General features: G+C 62.0%; 13 protein-coding genes and 2 tRNA genes. 5 read left to right on the top strand and 10 right to left on the bottom strand.

All coding sequences use genetic code 11. The annotated features are described in order from the left end of the window. Positions 1–486 precede the first annotated feature (486 nt). Complete coding sequence (locus AC0IPL_RS04720) at positions 487–1929, top strand: hypothetical protein (protein WP_474272491.1); 1443 nt, start codon at positions 487–489, stop codon at positions 1927–1929. Between the two features lie 199 nt (positions 1930–2128). On the opposite strand, the gene AC0IPL_RS04715 is transcribed toward AC0IPL_RS04720, so the two are convergent. From AC0IPL_RS04715 to AC0IPL_RS04700, 4 genes are all read right to left on the bottom strand, one after another. Continuing rightward, the gene (locus tag AC0IPL_RS04715; RefSeq protein ID WP_474272490.1) at positions 2129–2797 is read right to left on the bottom strand and encodes a site-specific integrase; all 669 of its coding nucleotides are present in this window, start codon (positions 2795–2797) and stop codon (positions 2129–2131) included. Between the two features lie 149 nt (positions 2798–2946). Further along, the gene (locus AC0IPL_RS04710; protein WP_474272489.1) at positions 2947–3621 is read right to left on the bottom strand and encodes a hypothetical protein; all 675 of its coding nucleotides are present in this window, start codon (positions 3619–3621) and stop codon (positions 2947–2949) included. A 110-nt stretch (positions 3622–3731) separates the two neighbouring features. Continuing rightward, positions 3732–3805: transfer RNA gene (locus AC0IPL_RS04705), tRNA-Cys, on the bottom strand. A 113-nt stretch (positions 3806–3918) separates the two neighbouring features. After that, positions 3919–4623 (bottom strand): sirohydrochlorin chelatase, encoded by a 705-nt coding sequence (locus tag AC0IPL_RS04700; RefSeq protein ID WP_474272488.1) that lies wholly within the window; start codon positions 4621–4623, stop codon positions 3919–3921. Between the two features lie 180 nt (positions 4624–4803). On the opposite strand from AC0IPL_RS04700, the gene AC0IPL_RS04695 reads away from it, so the two are divergent. From AC0IPL_RS04695 to AC0IPL_RS04680, 4 genes are all read left to right on the top strand, one after another. Continuing rightward, a tRNA-Gly gene (locus tag AC0IPL_RS04695) sits at positions 4804–4877 on the top strand. A 264-nt stretch (positions 4878–5141) separates the two neighbouring features. Continuing rightward, positions 5142–6941 (top strand): ABC transporter transmembrane domain-containing protein, encoded by a 1800-nt coding sequence (locus AC0IPL_RS04690; RefSeq protein WP_474272487.1) that lies wholly within the window; start codon positions 5142–5144, stop codon positions 6939–6941. A 307-nt stretch (positions 6942–7248) separates the two neighbouring features. Continuing rightward, positions 7249–9144 carry an acyl-CoA synthetase gene (locus AC0IPL_RS04685; RefSeq protein WP_474272486.1) on the top strand — a complete coding sequence of 632 codons (1896 nt, stop codon included), beginning with the start codon at positions 7249–7251 and terminating at the stop codon, positions 9142–9144. A 123-nt stretch (positions 9145–9267) separates the two neighbouring features. After that, the gene (locus tag AC0IPL_RS04680) at positions 9268–10194 is read left to right on the top strand and encodes an alpha/beta hydrolase (protein ID WP_474272485.1); all 927 of its coding nucleotides are present in this window, start codon (positions 9268–9270) and stop codon (positions 10192–10194) included. A 6-nt stretch (positions 10195–10200) separates the two neighbouring features. Here the strand turns inward: AC0IPL_RS04680 and AC0IPL_RS04675 are convergent, their stop codons facing one another. The 6 genes from AC0IPL_RS04675 to AC0IPL_RS04650 form a co-directional block, all read right to left on the bottom strand. Continuing rightward, entirely contained in the window at positions 10201–10758 is a 558-nt protein-coding gene (locus AC0IPL_RS04675; protein WP_474272484.1) for a DUF4453 domain-containing protein, read from the bottom strand. A gap of 68 nt (positions 10759–10826) precedes the next feature. Further along, positions 10827–11663 carry an alkaline phosphatase family protein gene (locus tag AC0IPL_RS04670; RefSeq protein ID WP_474272483.1) on the bottom strand — a complete coding sequence of 279 codons (837 nt, stop codon included), beginning with the start codon at positions 11661–11663 and terminating at the stop codon, positions 10827–10829. A 236-nt stretch (positions 11664–11899) separates the two neighbouring features. Further along, complete coding sequence (locus AC0IPL_RS04665) at positions 11900–13537, bottom strand: ABC transporter ATP-binding protein (protein ID WP_474272482.1); 1638 nt, start codon at positions 13535–13537, stop codon at positions 11900–11902. Continuing rightward, positions 13534–14349, bottom strand: coding sequence for an ABC transporter permease (locus AC0IPL_RS04660; RefSeq protein ID WP_474272481.1), 816 nt, complete (start codon positions 14347–14349; stop codon positions 13534–13536). Before AC0IPL_RS04660 ends, AC0IPL_RS04665 begins: the two co-directional genes overlap by 4 nt. After that, positions 14346–15302: an ABC transporter permease gene (locus tag AC0IPL_RS04655; RefSeq protein WP_474272480.1), complete on the bottom strand. Its 957-nt coding sequence runs from the start codon at positions 15300–15302 to the stop codon at positions 14346–14348. The genes AC0IPL_RS04660 and AC0IPL_RS04655 overlap by 4 nt, the downstream gene beginning before the upstream one ends. A gap of 1 nt (position 15303) precedes the next feature. Continuing rightward, entirely contained in the window at positions 15304–16887 is a 1584-nt protein-coding gene (locus AC0IPL_RS04650; RefSeq protein WP_474272479.1) for an ABC transporter substrate-binding protein, read from the bottom strand. Positions 16888–17064: the final 177 nt, after the last annotated feature.

Raw genomic sequence — 17064 nt, 5'->3', positions numbered from 1 at the left:
GAGTTCATAGGGGCCAAAAAAATTCGGGTTCAGCAGGAGAGAGAGAGGCAGCTGGAAGCGTTTTCCCAGTCCATGGATCGGCTTCGGGAAACTGCGAATAGCATGAACACGAGACAGTACCAGCCTCAGACCACCTACTGCCAACACTACCAGTGGGGAGGCACGACGGTCTGCAATTCCTATTGAGCTGAGGGTGAGGTCCGCAGCATATCGTTCGAGGTGAAGCCTCAGCGGGTTGCGGGTCATTACCTTGTGCATTTGAGGAGGGGGCGAGTGCCACCCGGGGGGGATCCCGTTGCCGTATATGGCTCCGCTCCGAGATTAGGGGGAATACCCTGTAAACCGTGAATTTGACATCCCATGATCGTGTGAAAAATGTTGATTTTCAATATTATGAGTGGTATTATTCCCGGTGTTATATAGGTGGCGCCTTCCTGCCCTTCGGCAGTGTAGAAGGCCCGTTTTTGCCTCTTTCCCGTATTCCTCATGATCGACATCCTTCCCCTCGCTGAAAGGGCCGGTGCCAATCCGCCCGATTTCGCTCCCTTCGACCCCCAGTCCTCCATTCCCATGACCACGGATCTTGCCGGTCATCGGGGCTATGATCGTGTTCTGACCGATGCAGCCCTGTGCTTGTATGATCTCCTTCGCCAGGATGAAGGTATCCGTGCCGTCATCGGCCAGCCTGTTCTCGTCAATGGCAAACGATGTGGCGACGTCCCCGACCTCATCCGGATAATACGAGATCAAGCTCTTCCTGCCTTGAAGACGCTATTACACTCTCTGGCCAAAATCGCTTCCGCTCCAACCATCTCGCACGGTAAGGGCATCCGCCGACAAAGCTGCGTGGCCATTCCGATGGATCGTGGTGCCTTTGGTAAGGGGCAGGATTACGCCCACCTCAGCCATACCGCTTTCAAGGGGTTTGTATTGACCTTGGTGCAGTTCGGTTGGCTGAAAATGGTCCCTGCCCACTACGATGCCGAGACTGGGAAGCGTAGTCGGACGCGCGTGAGGCCTACCACGCCGTTCCTGGACTGGATGGTGCAGCAGGGTTTGGTCTTCGCGTACCACCCCATGGGGGTGAAGAAGGCCAAGGCCCTGACAGACGCTGATCTACTATCGGTATCCCGCCGAAAGCAGGATGGGAGAGAGAAACTTCCCTTGGCCCGTCCGTTAGATGAGGAAGAGCAGATCCTGCCGGAGCTGAACCAGGCTCTGAAGAAACAGCGTCTGGCCTGTCCCCTAACCAGCTACAGACAGTATGAGGCCGCGTACGACTTTGGGGCTGGCAAACCTCGTTTCTTGCTTGAAGGGCAAAAGTGCGTGTACCGCGTCTTCAGCGAAGAGGATGGCCGTGCTGGTCGCCTCTACGGCCATTGGGTCCAAAGGCTCCCGAAAGAGTTTCGGAAGCTGCTCCTTATCAACGGCAAGCCTACGGCTGAGCTGGACTACGGGGGGATGCAGATGGCCCTGCTGTATGCTCGAACAGGCAGGCCGATGCCGGACACCGAAGATCTCTATGCCGTGCCAGGATACCGCCGTGAGGACATGAAAGCTGTCCTCGTCCGATCAGTCGGCACTGCCAGTCGCCAAGAGGCCTTGAGGGCATTGCGAAAAATGCTGGTGGATGAAGGTCGCCACAGCCAAGGGCGTGAGGCGGAGTTGTACGATGCCTTCTGGGGGTTTCATGAGGGCTTATCGCCTCATCAACATGGCAACGAGGCTGTATGGGCGGAGCTGCAGGCTCTGGACAGCCGTCTAGCTCTCCGTGTCCTGGGCCGCTTGCTGGAGCAGGGGGTGACCGCCATCCCGATCCACGACAGTTTCGTGGTCGAAGAACGCTATGCCGACGTAACTGCCGAGGTGATGAAGCTGGAGTTCTCCGCCATGTTCCCCGGTTCCGCCGCCACCGTGAAGGCTGATTGAGGGCGGAAAAAGGCCGAAAGTGAAAGGGTCCGCAGTACGGCAACTCTATATGGTGTGTACATGGTCCGCCTCCCCGCCGGTCTGACGTTTTTGTCAACATAGCGATCTCTCGCCTCGCTAGAGGGTGGGGTTACAAAAGAGCGAAAAAGCAGATCCTAGCAGCGCTTATGGCCCCACTCTGTGCGATTGAGGTGGTCCTCTAGCCTGCTAGCTTCTCAATAGTGCCAGGAATCCAGCGCAGGTATGGATGGGAGGCCTTATCCACCGCGGCTTTCATAACCCGCAAGCTCGGACCTCGCCCATAGCCAGCAGAAACAGTATGCAGGTCATGACCCAAGATGGCGTTGTGAACCTCCAACCCAACTTCAGCGTCTCGCATCTTGTCCTTGAATGTGCCGCGCAAGGAATGGGTTGTGTAGCGGGCTTTAGGGTCTCCGGATATTTTGTTTAGGTTGGCCTTATTCATCCAGTACCCGCACTTCTCAGAAGCCCGAGATTTCCCCCCTGCCTTTATCGGAAAGTCGAAAAGGCGATCTGTGGGATGCTTCCCTATCAGGAGGCTGCGGACCAGAGGCTCTACTACACCGCAAATCGGCACCCGTCGCTCTGAACTTCGCGTTTTGACCTCTGCCCCCTGTAGATCGAAGTACAGGATCCCATCTTGCTCTTTGATCTGACGAACATAGGACAAGGCCACTTCATCAAGGCGCATCCCTGTGCAAACCAATATGGCCCACAAATTCCGTATCTCGTCGGGCAGTTTCGGTATCGAGAAAAGGTGATGCAGGAGATCATCGGTTAACGGCGCGTAGTTCTGCCTTTTTGCACCATAGCCGCTGAGCTTGAGGCCAACGAACGGATTGCGCATTAGATCTCCAGTCCGCACAGCCTCCTCCAGCATAGTCGATACATCGCTCACTCGTGTCTTAATGGTCGAATTTCCATGCTTCTCCGATAGGTGCTGAGCGAAGGCGTAAGCATGTTTTGCCTCCACCTCGCAAATAGGGAGGTCTCCGATTAGATCGCAATGAATTGATCGATATGCTTGATCCGAGCTTTGGCCGTTTTCTCTTTGATATCCCCCTGTCGAACGCGCCGCTCGATGGCTTGCTCAAAACGGGTAAGCATGGCCTTCAACGTAAGGGAGTCGCCCCCCAATCCAAAGGTGGCAGAAAGTTCTCTCTTCGCGGCCTCTACAACGGTATTCGCTTCCTCGGCGCTGGGCGGTGGGCCATCGAAACGCTCGTACATAGCAAGAAAGCCAGCAGCATCGGCAGGCCGCCTATCCAGTTCTTGTAGCTCGAAGACCAGCCTTTCCATCTCGTAGATGGCCAGCTCAGCCTCACGCGGAGACTTTGGCGGCTCGGAGAAATGCCGCTCAACCACGTCGTCAAATTCCAGATCGTATGCGTGATCGTATGGCTTGTCGGCCAGGTGGAGGAATTCAACCGCTCTCTGATACTGGCTCTCACGTTCAGCTAGTCGATGCCGCCGCATGGCCGATAGCACTTTCTCGCGTAGCTGACCTTCCAGCTCAAAGCGGCGTTTTTCAGCGATACTTCGGTCTGTGGTTCTTGCTGACGCCCGAATCTGTGCAGCTCCATTCATTGCGGAACGTGCCTCGCGCGGCACCGTCATGACGACGTAGTATTTGTCGCCCCTGCGGCTAACAGTTGCTGGATTCCAATCCAACCCTCAGCTCCCTATAATGCCATCCCTAGTGTCAGTAGTAATGTCAGCGAAAGTGCCGCTGCCCGTCGAAAGGCATAGCAAATCAAGAAAATAAGGGCTAGGTGGATGTGTGGAGGCGAGTACCGGAATCGAACCGGTGTACACGGATTTGCAATCCGCTGCGTCACCACTCCGCCAACTCGCCATCCGTGGTGTAGGGCGTGATTAATCATATGCCTGCGGCCGACGCAAGAGGCCATTGTACAGAAGGCAGGCAAAATTGTGTTTTGCCGGGACTGTCGGGGACTTCGACCTTTTTCAGCAGTAAGCAGCGGTGCGGCGGATGGACTGCGCGATCAGCTGTGCAACGCCTGGAAGAGCACCGGTGACGGGAAGGACCGGGCCGGTAAAGCCCGCCGCGCTTAGCGCCTGCGGGATATCCTCGCGCACGTGGTCGCCCGCCTGGGCAAAGAACGGCAGGCACAGGGCAGGCGCTGGCAGCTGGCGCGCGGCCTCCTGCAACCGCGGGGCCTCCTCCACGTAACCGGTTGTTACCGTGTAACCGGGCAGATGCGGGCGCAGGCGGCAGGCAAAGTCTTCGGCGGCTTCAGCAGCCTTGGGGCCACGGGCGGAGCCGTGCGCGGCCAGCAGCAGCCGCACGTCCTCAGTCTCCGACCAGCCCTGCTGCTGCACGGCCTGCTGGACGGCCTGCGCCGCCAGCTGCGGCAGGCCAGGCTCCAGCCCGAAGGGGGCTGCGATATGACAGGGCAGGGCGGCAAGGCGCTTGGGCAGCACCTTGGCGGTGAACCATCCTCGCGACATGAAGAAGGGGTAGACCAGCGCGCCGGGCGGCACGCTGTGCTCCAGCAAGTCGGGTGTCGACAACGTGGCAGAGCGCACGTCCCATCCCGGCAGATGGGGCGCGACGGCGCGGGCCAGCGCCGCCAGTTCGGCTTCGGCCGGGGCGGGGGCCGATGGCTGGCCATGGGCCGTGATGACGGCGGTGCGAGGCGGCTGGTTCACGTCAAGATCCTTGGTCGATGGCGTCTGGCGGGCGGCGCGAATAGGGCGTTTATCCTGTTATCTGACGGGTTTGACCGCTGGGGCGCAAGGCAAAACCAACTTTTTCAACGACGCGTTAAAAGCGTCGGACAAGGTGGTTGACCTTGCCCGACGCTTCCCATAAATCAGCAGTTACTCTGAGCGGGTATGGTGAAATGGTATCATAAGAGCCTTCCAAGCTTAAGGTGCGGGTTCGATTCCCGCTACCCGCTCCAATATCCCCTATGCATGCCCGACACTTGGACTGGGACCCGGCCGACAAGTCCGTTGTGGTCGGAACGTTACGCACCTGCAAGGTGCCGGGAGTGTGCGGATCTGCCCGGTGGCAAACGCTGATACAGTGTGACGCGGCCAGAACCGCGCATGGGGGGGCATTTGCACCGGCTGTGCGCTTGACCTGCCGCGCCGGGAGGGCCATGAACCCTGACGAATGCGCGGGGCGCCTGTCCCCCGCAGCCCACAGTGCAGAAGGATCCGGCATGGCGCGCAAACCGGCAGCCCCGAATACAAAAGAGGAGCGGGCAAGCTCGCGCAAGATCGGGGTGCTCGCGGCCCTTTGGCCCTTCATGCGGCCTTATCGTTTGTTGATGCTTGCCGCCACGGGCGCGCTGGTGATGACGGCCGGGCTGTCGCTGACGCTGCCGCTGGCGGTCCGGCGAGTGGTCGACAATTTCCGGGTATCGGACTCCGAACTGCTGAACCTGTACTTCAGCGCCGCGCTGGGGATCGCGGCGCTGCTGGCGATTGGCACCGGGCTGCGCTATGCGCTGGTCACCCGGCTGGGCGAGCGCGTGGTCGCCGACATCCGCATGGCGGTGTTCGATCGGGTCATCGGTATGAGCCCCGCCTTCTACGAACGCATCATGACCGGCGAGGTGCTGAGCCGGATAACCACGGACACGACGCTGATTCAGTCGGTGTTGGGCTCCTCGGTGTCGATTGCGCTGCGCAACCTGCTGATCTTCCTGGGTGGTATGGTGCTCATGCTGCTGACCTCGGCCAAGCTGACGTTGATGGTGCTGCTGATCGTTCCGGCGGTGGTCGTGCCGATTCTGGTGTTGGGCCGACGGCTGCGCGGGATCAGCAAGGAAAACCAGGACTGGATCGCGGCCTCTTCCGGCAATGCGGGCGAGGCGCTGAGCGCGGTGCAGACCGTGCAGGCCTTCAGCCATGAGGACAACAGCCGCGCCGAATTTGCCCGGATGACAGAGACCGCCTTTGATGTCTCCCGCCGCCGTATCCGCACCCGCGCGCAGCTGACGGTGATCGTGATCTTCCTGGTGTTCTCGGGCATCGTCGGGGTGCTGTGGATGGGGGCCAATGACGTCCGCGCCGGGGTAATGAGCGAGGGCACGCTGATCCAGTTCGTGATCTACGCGGTATTGGTCGCGGGTTCGGTGGCGGCCTTGTCGGAAATCTGGAGCGAGTTGCAGCGCGCGGCCGGAGCAACCGAGCGGCTGGTGGAACTGCTGCACGCAGAAGACACCGTCGTGGACCCGGCCAGCGCCGGTCAGCTGCCGCAGCCGGTGAAGGGCGGCATCGCGTTTGAGAACGTCTCGTTCCGATACCCGTCGCGGCCTGAGGTGTCGGCGCTGGAGAATGTGACGCTGGATGTGGCCCCGGGCGAAACCGTTGCCTTTGTTGGGCCGTCCGGCGCGGGCAAGACCACCATCATTCAGATGCTCCAGCGGTTTTACGACCCCAGTGGCGGTGCGGTGAAGTTGGACGGGGTGCCGCTGACCAACCTGCGGCGCAGCGAATTTCGCCGCCACATCGCGCTGGTGCCGCAGGATCCGGTGATCTTTGCCGCCTCTGCCCGGGACAACATCCGTTTTGGCCGCCCGGCAGCGTCCGACGCCGAGGTGGAAGCGGCGGCGCGGGCGGCGGCGGCGCATGAATTCATCCAGAAACTGCCCGAAGGCTACGACAGCTTTCTTGGCGAACGCGGCGTGATGCTGTCGGGTGGACAGAAACAGCGCATCGCCATTGCGCGCGCCATCCTGCGCGATGCACCCGTGCTGCTGCTGGACGAGGCGACCTCGGCGCTGGATGCCGAGAGCGAGCGTCTGGTTCAGGCGGCAGTGGATGAGCTGAGCCAGGGGCGCACCACCCTGATCGTGGCGCATCGGCTGGCGACGGTGAAGAAGGCCGACCGCATCGTGGTGATGGACCAGGGCCGCATCGTGGCCACCGGCACCCATGACGAACTGGTGGCCGAAGGCGGGCTTTATGCACGGCTCGCCCGGTTGCAATTCACGGAAGGCATGGCGGCGCAATAACCGCCGCGACAGGCCCGCAGGCACAGAGACCGATGGGCAGACAGGCAGACGGGCGGGCAGGTCGGCAAACCGGCACGGCGCGCACCGCCCGCCACAGGCTGTGCCGCGCCGAGGTTCGAGGGCGCCGGGGGCAGAGTCCGGGGCGTTTTGCGTTAGGCAGGAGCTGCCGCACGCAAAATGGCGTGACGTCACGGTGCAAGGTGACTTTGCGTGACCCCCGCCGGCGCTTGCGCCAGACCCACTTTGCAATAATCTGGCGAGGCAAGAATACATCCCACGATACATCGGGGGACAAGGGAGGAGTTTTATGGTTTTTACCGGCAAGGCGGACAGAGACGCGCTGCACGATGAAATGCCGTTTGAGGAACGCGGCCTGCCGGCCACGCTCTATGGCTTGCTGTCGCGAACCGCGGGCAAGTTTCCGGACCGCAACGCGGCCAGCTATCAGATATTCTCAGGGCCTCGGGACAAGGCGGAAACCCTGACCTGGTCTGCGCTGAAGGATCAGGTCAGCCAGGCGGCCAACCTGTTCCGTGCGCTGGGGGTGGGAGAGCGCGACGTGGTCGCCTACGTGCTGCCCAACTGCAATGAGACACTTGTAACCATGCTGGGCGGTGCGGTGGCAGGGATCGTGAACCCGATCAACCCGCTGCTGGACCCAGAGCAGATCGCCTCCATCCTGCGCGAGACCGGCGCCAAGGTGGTGGTGACGCTGCGCCCCTTTCCCAAGACCGATGTCGCCCAGAAGGTGGCCGAGGCGGTGCGTCATGCGCCGGACGTCACCACGGTGCTGGAGGTGGACCTCAACCGCTATCTGACGCCGCCGAAGTCCTGGATCGTGCCGCTGGTCCGGCCAAAACTGGCAGCGGAGGCGCGTGCGTCCCACGCCAGATATCTCAGCTTCAGCAAGGAGATGGCCAAACAGCCCAAACAGCTGAGCTTTGCCGATTCCGAGGGCGACCGGGTGGCCTGTTATTTCCACACCGGCGGCACCACCGGCATGCCAAAGGTCGCACAGCACAAATACTCAGGCCTGATCTACAACGGCTGGCTGGGCCATACGCTGCTGTTCAGCGAAGAGGACAATATCATGTGTCCGCTGCCACTGTTCCACGTCTTTGCGGTCCATGTCATCATGATGGCGGCGGTTGCCTCTGGCGCGCATGTGGTGTTCCCGACCCCGCAGGGCTATCGAGGCGAAGGCGTGTTCGACAATTTCTGGAAGCTGATCGAACGCTGGAAGATCACCTTTATCATCACCGTGCCCACCGCTGTCTCGGCGCTGATGCAGCGGGAGGTGGATGCCGATATCTCCAGCGTGAAAACTGCCTTCTCCGGCTCCGCGCCGATGCCGATGGAGCTGTTCAAGCGGTTTGAGGCCGCGTCCGGCGTGGCCATCGTCGAAGGTTACGGTCTGACCGAAGCCACCTGCCTTGTCTCCTGCAACCCGCCGGGCGGCGAAAAGAAGGTCGGCTCCGTCGGCATTCCCTTTCCCTATACGGACGTGCGGATCGTCCAGCAGAACGGGCAAGGCGCGCGGGAATGCGGCACCGACGAGGTGGGCGAGATCTGCGTGTCAAGCCCCGGTGTCTATGCCGGGCATACCTATACCGAGACCGACAAGAATCGCGATCTCTATTACCAAGACAAGTTTCTGCGCACCGGCGACCTGGGTCGAATAGATTCTGACGGCTATCTGTGGATCACTGGGCGGGCCAAGGATCTGATCATTCGCGGCGGTCACAACATTGACCCGGCAGAGATCGAAGAGGCGCTGCTGGGCCATGAGGCGGTGGCATTTGCCGGGGCGATTGGCCAGCCCGATGCCCACTCGGGTGAGCTGCCCTGCGCCTTCGTCGAACTGGTTGACGGTGCCAGCGTGACAGAGGCGGAGCTGCTGGCCTACTGCAAGGTTCATGTTCACGAACGCGCCGCAATCCCCAAGCATATTACGGTGCTGGACGAGCTGCCGAAAACCGCCGTGGGCAAGGTGTTCAAGCCGGACCTGCGCAAGCTTGCCATCACCCGCGTCTACGACTCGGCACTGGAACAGGCCGGTCTGGCAGCGCGGGTTGCGTCCGTGGTCGACGACAAGAAGCGGGGCTTGGTGGCGCAAGTGGCCGCAAACGGCAGCACCGAGGCTGAGATCGCAGGCGTATTGAACTGTTTCACCCGCCCGTGGGAGCCTGCCGCCGCCAGCTGATCCTTGCGGGACACGACAGACTGCATCAGAGCGCCCCTGCGGGGCGCTCTTTTGTTTAAGGCATTCCATTTGCCGCCAAGTCTGCCTAGGCTCGACTGAACTCTGAGCACTGGGAGGCTGTGGATGGATTACGAAAGGCTGATCGACGAGGAAACCTGGGAATTCATCCAGAAGACCGGGGAGCTGTACCCTGATGATGCCGTCGAGCTGCCGATCGCCGAACAGCGCAAAATCTATGACGCGATGTCGCGCGAATTTCGGGTGCCGCGGCCGGATGTGGTGACAGCGCAGGACACGCAGGCCAATGGCGTTGCGGTGCGGATCTATACCGCGGGTGATCCGACCCGGACGGTGATCTACTGCCACGGCGGCGGCTTTGTGGTCGGCGGGTTGGACAGCCACGACGATGTCTGCGCAGAGATTTGCGCGCAGACCGGCTATCGCGTGGTGGCGGTGGATTACCGGCTGGCGCCGGAACATCCGCACCCGGCCAGCTTTGAGGATGCCTGGACGGTGCTGACCTGGGCTGGCGACACCTTTGGCCGCAGCATCGTGCTGGCGGGGGACAGTGCGGGGGCCAATCTATGCGCCGCTGTGGCCCATCATGCCCGCAGCCGTTGCGACGTGGTCCTGGGGCAGGTGCTGATCTACGGGGCCCTTGGAGGCGACCTGGACCAGGGCTCCTATGTCGAACACGCGCAGGCGCCCATGCTCACGCGTGACGACGTCGTGCATTACAACCAGCTGCGGGCGGGCGCGGCAGACCCGCAGAAAGACCCACGGTTCGCCCCGTTGCACGACAGCGATTTCGCCGGGTTGCCGCCGACGGTTCTGGTCACGGCGGATTGCGACCCGGTGCGCGACGATTCGCGCGCCTACCGTGACCGCATCCTGGCAGCGGGCGGCAAGGCCCATTGGATCAACGAGCCGGGGTTGGTGCATGGCTACCTGCGGGCGCGCCACAGCGTGGGCCGGGCGCGCGACAGCTTTGAGCGGATTTCGATCGCGATCGAGGCTCTGGGCCAGGAGATCTGGTCCTATGAGGACTAGGCCGCCCTAACCGGCGATGTCGCGGCAGTTTTCCTGCACGGCGGACATGTCCAGCCAGCCACCGCTGACCACCCGCCAATCGGGACCAGAGGTAGTGACATAGGTCCAGCTGCCCACCGGGTGGTGGCCGTATTTGACGTAATCTCCGGATCGGATCTGACCGATCACGGGCGCATCGCGGCGGTGCCCGGCCCGCAGTCCGACGGCGGAGCCGATCCAGCCCAGGCAGGCGCTTTGCAGCTCGTCCAGAACGGGCAGATCCCACAGCTGCCGCCTAAGGTGCAGGTCGTCGAGGTTCAGAAAGGTCTGATTGGTGTTGACCCGGCAACCGATGCGCGCTTCGAGGTGCCGGATTGCAGCCACCGTTTGTTCCGTCTGCGGCGGCAGGGTGACCGATTTCCCGGTGCAGTCGCCGTTGTAGAAGATGGCCTGGCCCAAGGTTGAGCCAAAGCAGTATCCGGCCCGGTCGATCAGCGCGTTGCGGGTGTACCACAGGTCGTGGCAGGCGTCGCTGGCCGACGCGGGCGCGGCCAGTAGGCACAGTGCGCAGACAAGATACTTCATGGCACTCCTCACTCTGAAATGAACCGGGCGGCGGGGCCAGTGTAGCACGAAACCGCCGCCCAAGGCTGTCATTTCAGGAACGGTGCTGCCTTCATGGTTGCAGCCACAGGCGCGCCCAGCCGGGTCAGGATGGTGGGAGCCAGCTGCCGCTGATCGATCACGTCCTCCGCCGCCGGGCCATCGGCAGCGCCAAAGTAATAGAGCGCGGTTTCCTGTTGGAGCGGGCTGCGGCCGCCGTGATGGCCGCGTTCGTCCTGGCCGTGGTCCGCGGTCACGATTACCTCGTACCCCATGTCGCGCCAGCGGTGAATGAAGGGGGCCAGCATCTCGTCCATGACGAAACAGGCGTGGTCCATCGCCTGGCAGTCGTGAAAAAACCGGTGCCCCATGCTGTCTAGCGTGCAGGTGTGCAGCATGCCGTAATCCAGGCCAAAGCGCTGGCACAGGTTGGTGAGTGTGGCGAACAGATCGACATCGGAGGGCGTCATCTGATTGTCCTTGCCATAGCCGGTCATGCTGTGGAACCGACCGTGGTTGATGGTGGTGCTGTCAGGCTCGTCATATTCGATGTCGCGCACCAGATCGAACGGGTGGCGGTTGAAGAACGACGACCAGAAGCTGTGCGCCACCGCGCCGGTGACGCCGCCGCCCGCGCGCACCTGCGAGAACACGTCCTTCTCCTTCAGCCGGAACACGTTGGCATTGCCGGTGCAGCCATGCACCGCCGGCGCGACGCCGGTGTGGATCGAGGCATAGCAGCTGGCGGAAATCGACGGCAGCACGGAGCGCAGTTTCCAGACGCGGGCCTCGCCGCTGTCGACCCAGCCTTCGAGGTTGCCGAACAGGCGGCGAAAATTGCGCCAGGGCACGCCGTCGAGAATGATGAGCAAAAGTTTGGTGTTCATGGGGGATCCTTGCGGGGGGCAATCGGTTTTGCGCCATCATGCGGAGGCGGTGCAGGACCGCCGGTCCAAACCCGAAGGGTTATGTCGCAAATGCGCGGTTTGTGTTGAATTGCCTTTTGAAAACAGGTGGCGGGTCGGCGGGCTTTGCCCGTGCTGACGCAGAAGGTCCGGGCGGAAAAAGACCCCTGCCGCGCAGATGGGGCAGGGGCCGTCAGCGTACTGGCCTGTTGGCGGCGTTAGTTGCCGGCACTTTCCATCTTGCGGTTGGCGATGACTTCTTCCAGCCATCCCAGCCGCATTTCCGGCACCGAGTTCAGCAGCAGATCGGTATAGTCGTCGAACGGCGGGCTCAGCACCTGGGTCTTGCCGCCGTAGCGCTGCACCTTGCCCTGATACATCACCGCGATGTTGTCGGAGATGGCGCGCACCGTCGCCAGATCGTGGGTGATGAATAGATAGGCCACGTCCTCGATCTTTTGCAGCTCCAGCAGCAGCTTCAGGATGCCATCCGCAACCAGTGGATCCAGCGCCGAGGTGACCTCGTCGCAGATGATCATCTTGGGTTTGGCTGCCAGCGCGCGGGCGATGCAGACGCGCTGCTTCTGGCCGCCGGACAGCTCTGCCGGGTAGCGGTCGATGAACTTCTCGCCCAGCTCGATCTCGTCCAGCAGTTCGATGATCCGCTTGCGCTTCTCCGCACCGCGCAGCCCAAAGTAGAACTCCAGCGGCCGGCCGATGATTGTGCCCACGGTCTGGCGCGGGTTCATCGCCACGTCCGCCATCTGGTAGATCATCTGCAATTCACGCAGATCCTCGCGCGAGCGCCCCTTGAGCTCAGACGACAGAATGCGGCCGGCAAATTCGATCTCGCCCTCGCGCGGCGGCAGCAAGCCGGTGATCACACGGGCGAGGGTGGATTTGCCGGAACCGGACTCGCCCACCACCGCCAGTGTCTGGCCGGGGTAGAGATCGACGTTCACATTGTGCAGAACGTCGAACTTGGTGCCTTTGTAACGCGCGGTGATGTTGCGCACGCTCAGCACCGGTTCTTTGGTGGGTGACTTTTCCTCGTGCTCGATCGAGCGGACCGAGACCAGCGCCTTGGTGTAGTCTTCCTGCGGGTTGTTGATGATCTGGTCGACGGGGCCGTATTCCACGGTCTCGCCCATCTTCAGCACCATGATGTCATCGCTGACCTGCGCCACCACCGCCAGATCGTGGGTGATATAGAGCGCCGCCACGCCGGTGTCGCGGATCGCCTCCTTGATCGCCATCAGCACGTCGATCTGGGTGGTCACGTCCAGCGCCGTTGTCGGCTCGTCAAAGACCACCAGATCCGGTTCCGGACACAGCGCCAGCGCGGTCATGCAGCGTTGCAGCTGGCCGCCCGACACCTGGTGCGGATAGCGTTCGCCGATGTTGTCGGGATCCGGCAGGCCCAGCTTGGCGAACAGGGCGCGCGCGCGCGCCTCGGCGTCCTTGCGGGAGAACTTGTTCTGCTCCACCGCGGCCTCGACAACCTGGTCCATGATCTTCTTGGCCGGGTTGAATGAGGCTGCCGCCGATTGCGACACATAGGTAACCTCACCGCCGCGCAGGCGGCGGATGTCGCCAAGCTTGGACTTGAGGATGTCGCGACCGTTCACCCAGACCTCGCCACCGGTGATCTGCACGCCACCGCGGCCATAGGCCATGGAGGCAAGCCCGATGGTGGATTTGCCGGCACCGGATTCGCCGATCAGCCCCAGCACCTTGCCGGGCGCGAGGTCAAAGCTGACCCCGTGCACGATCTCGATGGGCCTCGGCTTTTCGCCGGGCGGATAGACGGTCGCGCCGATTTTCAGGTCGCGCACTTTCAACAGGGGATCGCTCATCCGCGGCCTCCTTTCAGCGAGGTTGTCCGGTTCAACACCCAGTCAGCCACCAGGTTGACCGAGATCGCCAATGTGGCGATGGCAAAGGCCGGGAGCAGAGCCGCCGGAATGCCGTAGACGATGCCCTCTTTGTTTTCCTTCACGATGCCGCCCCAGTCAGCCTCAGGGGGTTGCACGCCCAGGCCGAGGAAGGACAGGGTGGACACAAACAGAACCGCAAAAATGAAACGCAGGCCCATCTCCGCGATCAGCGGCGACAGGGCGTTGGGCAGGATCTCGCGGAAGATGATCCAGGCGGTCTTCTCGCCGCGCAGACGGGCGGCCTCGACGAAGTCCATCACCTCGATGTCGACGGCAACGGCACGGGCCAGGCGATAGACGCGGGTGGAATCCAGCAGACCCATCACCAGGATCAGCATCGGAATGGTGACTGGCGCCACCGACAGAACCACCAGCGCAAAGATCAGCGTCGGGATCGACATGGCCAGATCGACAAAGCGCGACAGCACCTGATCGACCCAACCGCCGACCACCGCCGCAAAGAACCCAAGCACGGAGCCGAGCGTGAACGACAGCACCGTGGCCGCGGTGGCGATGAAGATGGTGGTGCGCCCGCCATAGATCATCCGGCTGAGCAGGTCGCGGCCGATGTTGTCGGTGCCCAGCAGGTAGTCGGCGCTGGAGGGCTCCCAGACGTCGCCGACGATCTGGCCGACGCCGTAGGGGGCCAGCAGCGGCGCAAAGATCGCGCCGAGGAAATATAGGGCCGTGAAGAACAGCCCGATGAGTGCGGAAATGGGGATATTCTTCATTTCGGATGCCTCAGACGCGGATTGCTCAGGATGGCGACGATGTCGGCGATCATGTTGAGGCCGATATAGACGGCAGCAAAAATCAGACCGCAGGCCTGCACCACGGGCACGTCGCGTTTGGAGACGTGGTCAACCAGATACTGGCCCATGCCGGGGTAAACAAAGACCACTTCGATCACCACAACGCCGACCACCAGATAGGCGAGGTTCAGCATCACCACATTGACGATCGGCGCGATCGCATTGGGGAAGGCATGGCGGAAGATCACCTGAAAGGCATTGAGCCCTTTCAGTTCGGCGGTCTCGATATACGCCGACTGCATCACATTGAGGATCGCGGCGCGGGTCATGCGCATCATATGCGCCAGCACCACCAGCGTCAGCACCGCAACCGGCAGTGCAATCGCGCCCAGCTTCTCAAAGAGGCTCATGCTGTCGTTGATCATGGCGACTGAAGGGAACCAGCGCAGTTTGACCGCGATGAAATACATCAGCACATAGCCGATCAAAAATTCCGGGATCGAGATCGACGCGAGGGTCACGGCGGAGATCAGCTTGTCGGGCCAGCGGTCCTTGAACCGCACGGCCAGCAGGCCCAGAAAGATCGCCAGCGGAACCGCGATCACGGCGGCCCAGAAGGCCAGGAACAAGGTGTTCCAGAACCGGTTGGTGAGGGCTGTTGCAATATCCTGCCCACTGGTCAGCGCGGTGCCAAGGTCGCCTTGGATGGCGCCAAACAGCCAGGAGAAATAGCGTTCCACCGGCGGATCGTTCACGCCCAGCTCTGCGCGCAGGTTGGCCAGGGCTTCGGGGGTGGCGCTCTGCCCCAGGATGGATTGGGCCACATCGCCGGGCAGCACGATCGTTCCGGCAAAGATCACCACCGAGATCATCAGCAGCAGGAGAAGGCTCAGCGCGATGCGCTGAGCCAGAAGTTTCACGATTGGGGACATCTTAGGCTTTGACCCACAGCTTGCTGGCGGCATAGCCGTTCATCAGAACCTGGCCCGGCAGGCCTGGCACAAAGCCGTCGACCTTGTCACCGGTCGCCTCGACGAAGTCGTTGAACATCGGGCAGATCAAGCCGCCCTCGTCGCGCAGAATGGTGGACATGTCCGCATACATCTGCGTCCGCTTGGCCTCGTCCAGTTCACCGCGGGCGGCAACCAGCATCTGGTCGAACTGCTCGTTGTTGAACCGGGTGTCGTTCCAGTCCGCAGTCGACAGATAGGCGGTGGTGAACATCTGGTCCTGGGTCGGACGGCCGCCCCAGTAGCTGGTGCAGAAGGGCTTGTTGTTCCACACTTCCGACCAGTAGCCGTCGTTTGGCTCGCGCTTGACGTCCAGATTGATACCGGCGCTGGACAGCGACTGCTGGAACAGGGCCGCGGCATCCGGTGCGCCCGGGAACGAGTTGTCCGAGGTGCGCAGCAGGATTTCACCGTCATAGCCCGCCTTTTTCAGGTGGTGCATGGCCTTGTCCGGGTCATACGTGCGCTGCTCCAGCTCGGTATACATCGGATAGGAGGCGTTGATCGGCGTGTCGTTGCCCACCGTGCCATAGCCGTTCAGGATCTTGTCGACCATTTCCTGGCGGTTGATGCCGTATTTCAGCGCCATGCGCACATCGTTGTTGTCGAACGGCGCGGTGTTGCAATGCATGATGAACACGTAATGGCCGGCCGCGGAGGTCGAATGCACGGTGATGTTCGGCGCTCTCTCCACCAGTTTCGCGGTGCGCGGCGGTACCCGGTCGATCACGTCGACCTGGCCGGATTGCAGCGCTGCGACGCGGGCGGTGTCATCGTTGATGACGATGATTTCGACGGTGTCCGCATGGCCCAGATCGCCCCAGTAGTTCGGGTTCTTCTCGGCCACGAAGCGCACGCCCATATCGGCCGACTTCATGATGTAGGGACCGGTGCCGATGGCCGCCGCCGGGTCGTCCATGCCGCCGTTCGGCTGGACGATCAGGTGATAGTCGGCCAGCAGATAGGGCAGGTCGGCGTTCGGGCTGTCCAGTTCGAAGACAACGCTGTCGCCGTCGGCGCGCACGTCCTTGATGCCCCGCATGATGCCCAGGGCGCCCGACTTGGTGTCCTCGCCGCTGTGACGCTCCATGGTTTTCACCACGTCGTCCGCGGTGACGTTCTGGCCGTTGGAATAGGTCACGCCAGGGCGCAGTTTGAAGGTCCAGGTCTTGGCGTCGGCGGAGGCTTCATAGCTTTCGGCCAGCTTGCCTTCGATGCCGCCGTCCTCGGCCAGTTCAACCAGGGTTTCCCCCCACAACCGGGTGACCATCAGGCCAACGGTGTTGGTGACCAGCGCCGGGTCCAGGCTGTCGGTGGTGGAGCCGCCCTGCAAGCCCATGCGCAGGGTGCCGCCTTTTTGCGGCCCGGCCGCGCGGGCGCTGTTGGCCAGCACAAGATTGGCGGAAACGGCGGTAAGCCCCAATGCGGCGGCCTTGCCCAGGAAGTCGCGGCGCGACAGTTTGCCCGCCACGGCCTGGCTGGCCAGATACTGGATGTGTCTGTTCATGAAAATCTCCCGGATTGTTTAGGTGCTGGAAACACCCGTTTTTTGATTGATGGTTCAAGATTTGCGCATTTGCCGCAACCTCGCAAGGATTAATCGCGGCGGGCCCGAATCGGGCGCAGATGCAGGGATCAGGCGATGCTGCGTTGCGTCGCCTTTTGGGGGTAAGGTGCCGTATTC

This window comes from Leisingera sp. SA32, assembly GCF_056033425.1.
Note: the sequence above shows the minus strand (reverse complement) of the source record. Positions and strands in the feature narration are given on the sequence as shown.

What these genes read in the sequence shown, in the direction of transcription:
- AC0IPL_RS04720 (WP_474272491.1), top strand. Translation starts at nt 487, where the DNA reads ATGATCGACATCCTTCCCCTCGCTGAAAGGGCCGGTGCCAATCCGCCC.
- AC0IPL_RS04715 (WP_474272490.1), bottom strand. Translation starts at nt 2,797, where the DNA reads ATGCGCAATCCGTTCGTTGGCCTCAAGCTCAGCGGCTATGGTGCAAAA.
- AC0IPL_RS04690 (WP_474272487.1), top strand. Translation starts at nt 5,142, where the DNA reads ATGGCGCGCAAACCGGCAGCCCCGAATACAAAAGAGGAGCGGGCAAGC.
- AC0IPL_RS04685 (WP_474272486.1), top strand. Translation starts at nt 7,249, where the DNA reads ATGGTTTTTACCGGCAAGGCGGACAGAGACGCGCTGCACGATGAAATG.
- AC0IPL_RS04680 (WP_474272485.1), top strand. Translation starts at nt 9,268, where the DNA reads ATGGATTACGAAAGGCTGATCGACGAGGAAACCTGGGAATTCATCCAG.
- AC0IPL_RS04675 (WP_474272484.1), bottom strand. Translation starts at nt 10,758, where the DNA reads ATGAAGTATCTTGTCTGCGCACTGTGCCTACTGGCCGCGCCCGCGTCG.
- AC0IPL_RS04670 (WP_474272483.1), bottom strand. Translation starts at nt 11,663, where the DNA reads ATGAACACCAAACTTTTGCTCATCATTCTCGACGGCGTGCCCTGGCGC.
- AC0IPL_RS04665 (WP_474272482.1), bottom strand. Translation starts at nt 13,537, where the DNA reads ATGAGCGATCCCCTGTTGAAAGTGCGCGACCTGAAAATCGGCGCGACC.
- AC0IPL_RS04660 (WP_474272481.1), bottom strand. Translation starts at nt 14,349, where the DNA reads ATGAAGAATATCCCCATTTCCGCACTCATCGGGCTGTTCTTCACGGCC.
- AC0IPL_RS04655 (WP_474272480.1), bottom strand. Translation starts at nt 15,302, where the DNA reads ATGTCCCCAATCGTGAAACTTCTGGCTCAGCGCATCGCGCTGAGCCTT.
- AC0IPL_RS04650 (WP_474272479.1), bottom strand. Translation starts at nt 16,887, where the DNA reads ATGAACAGACACATCCAGTATCTGGCCAGCCAGGCCGTGGCGGGCAAA.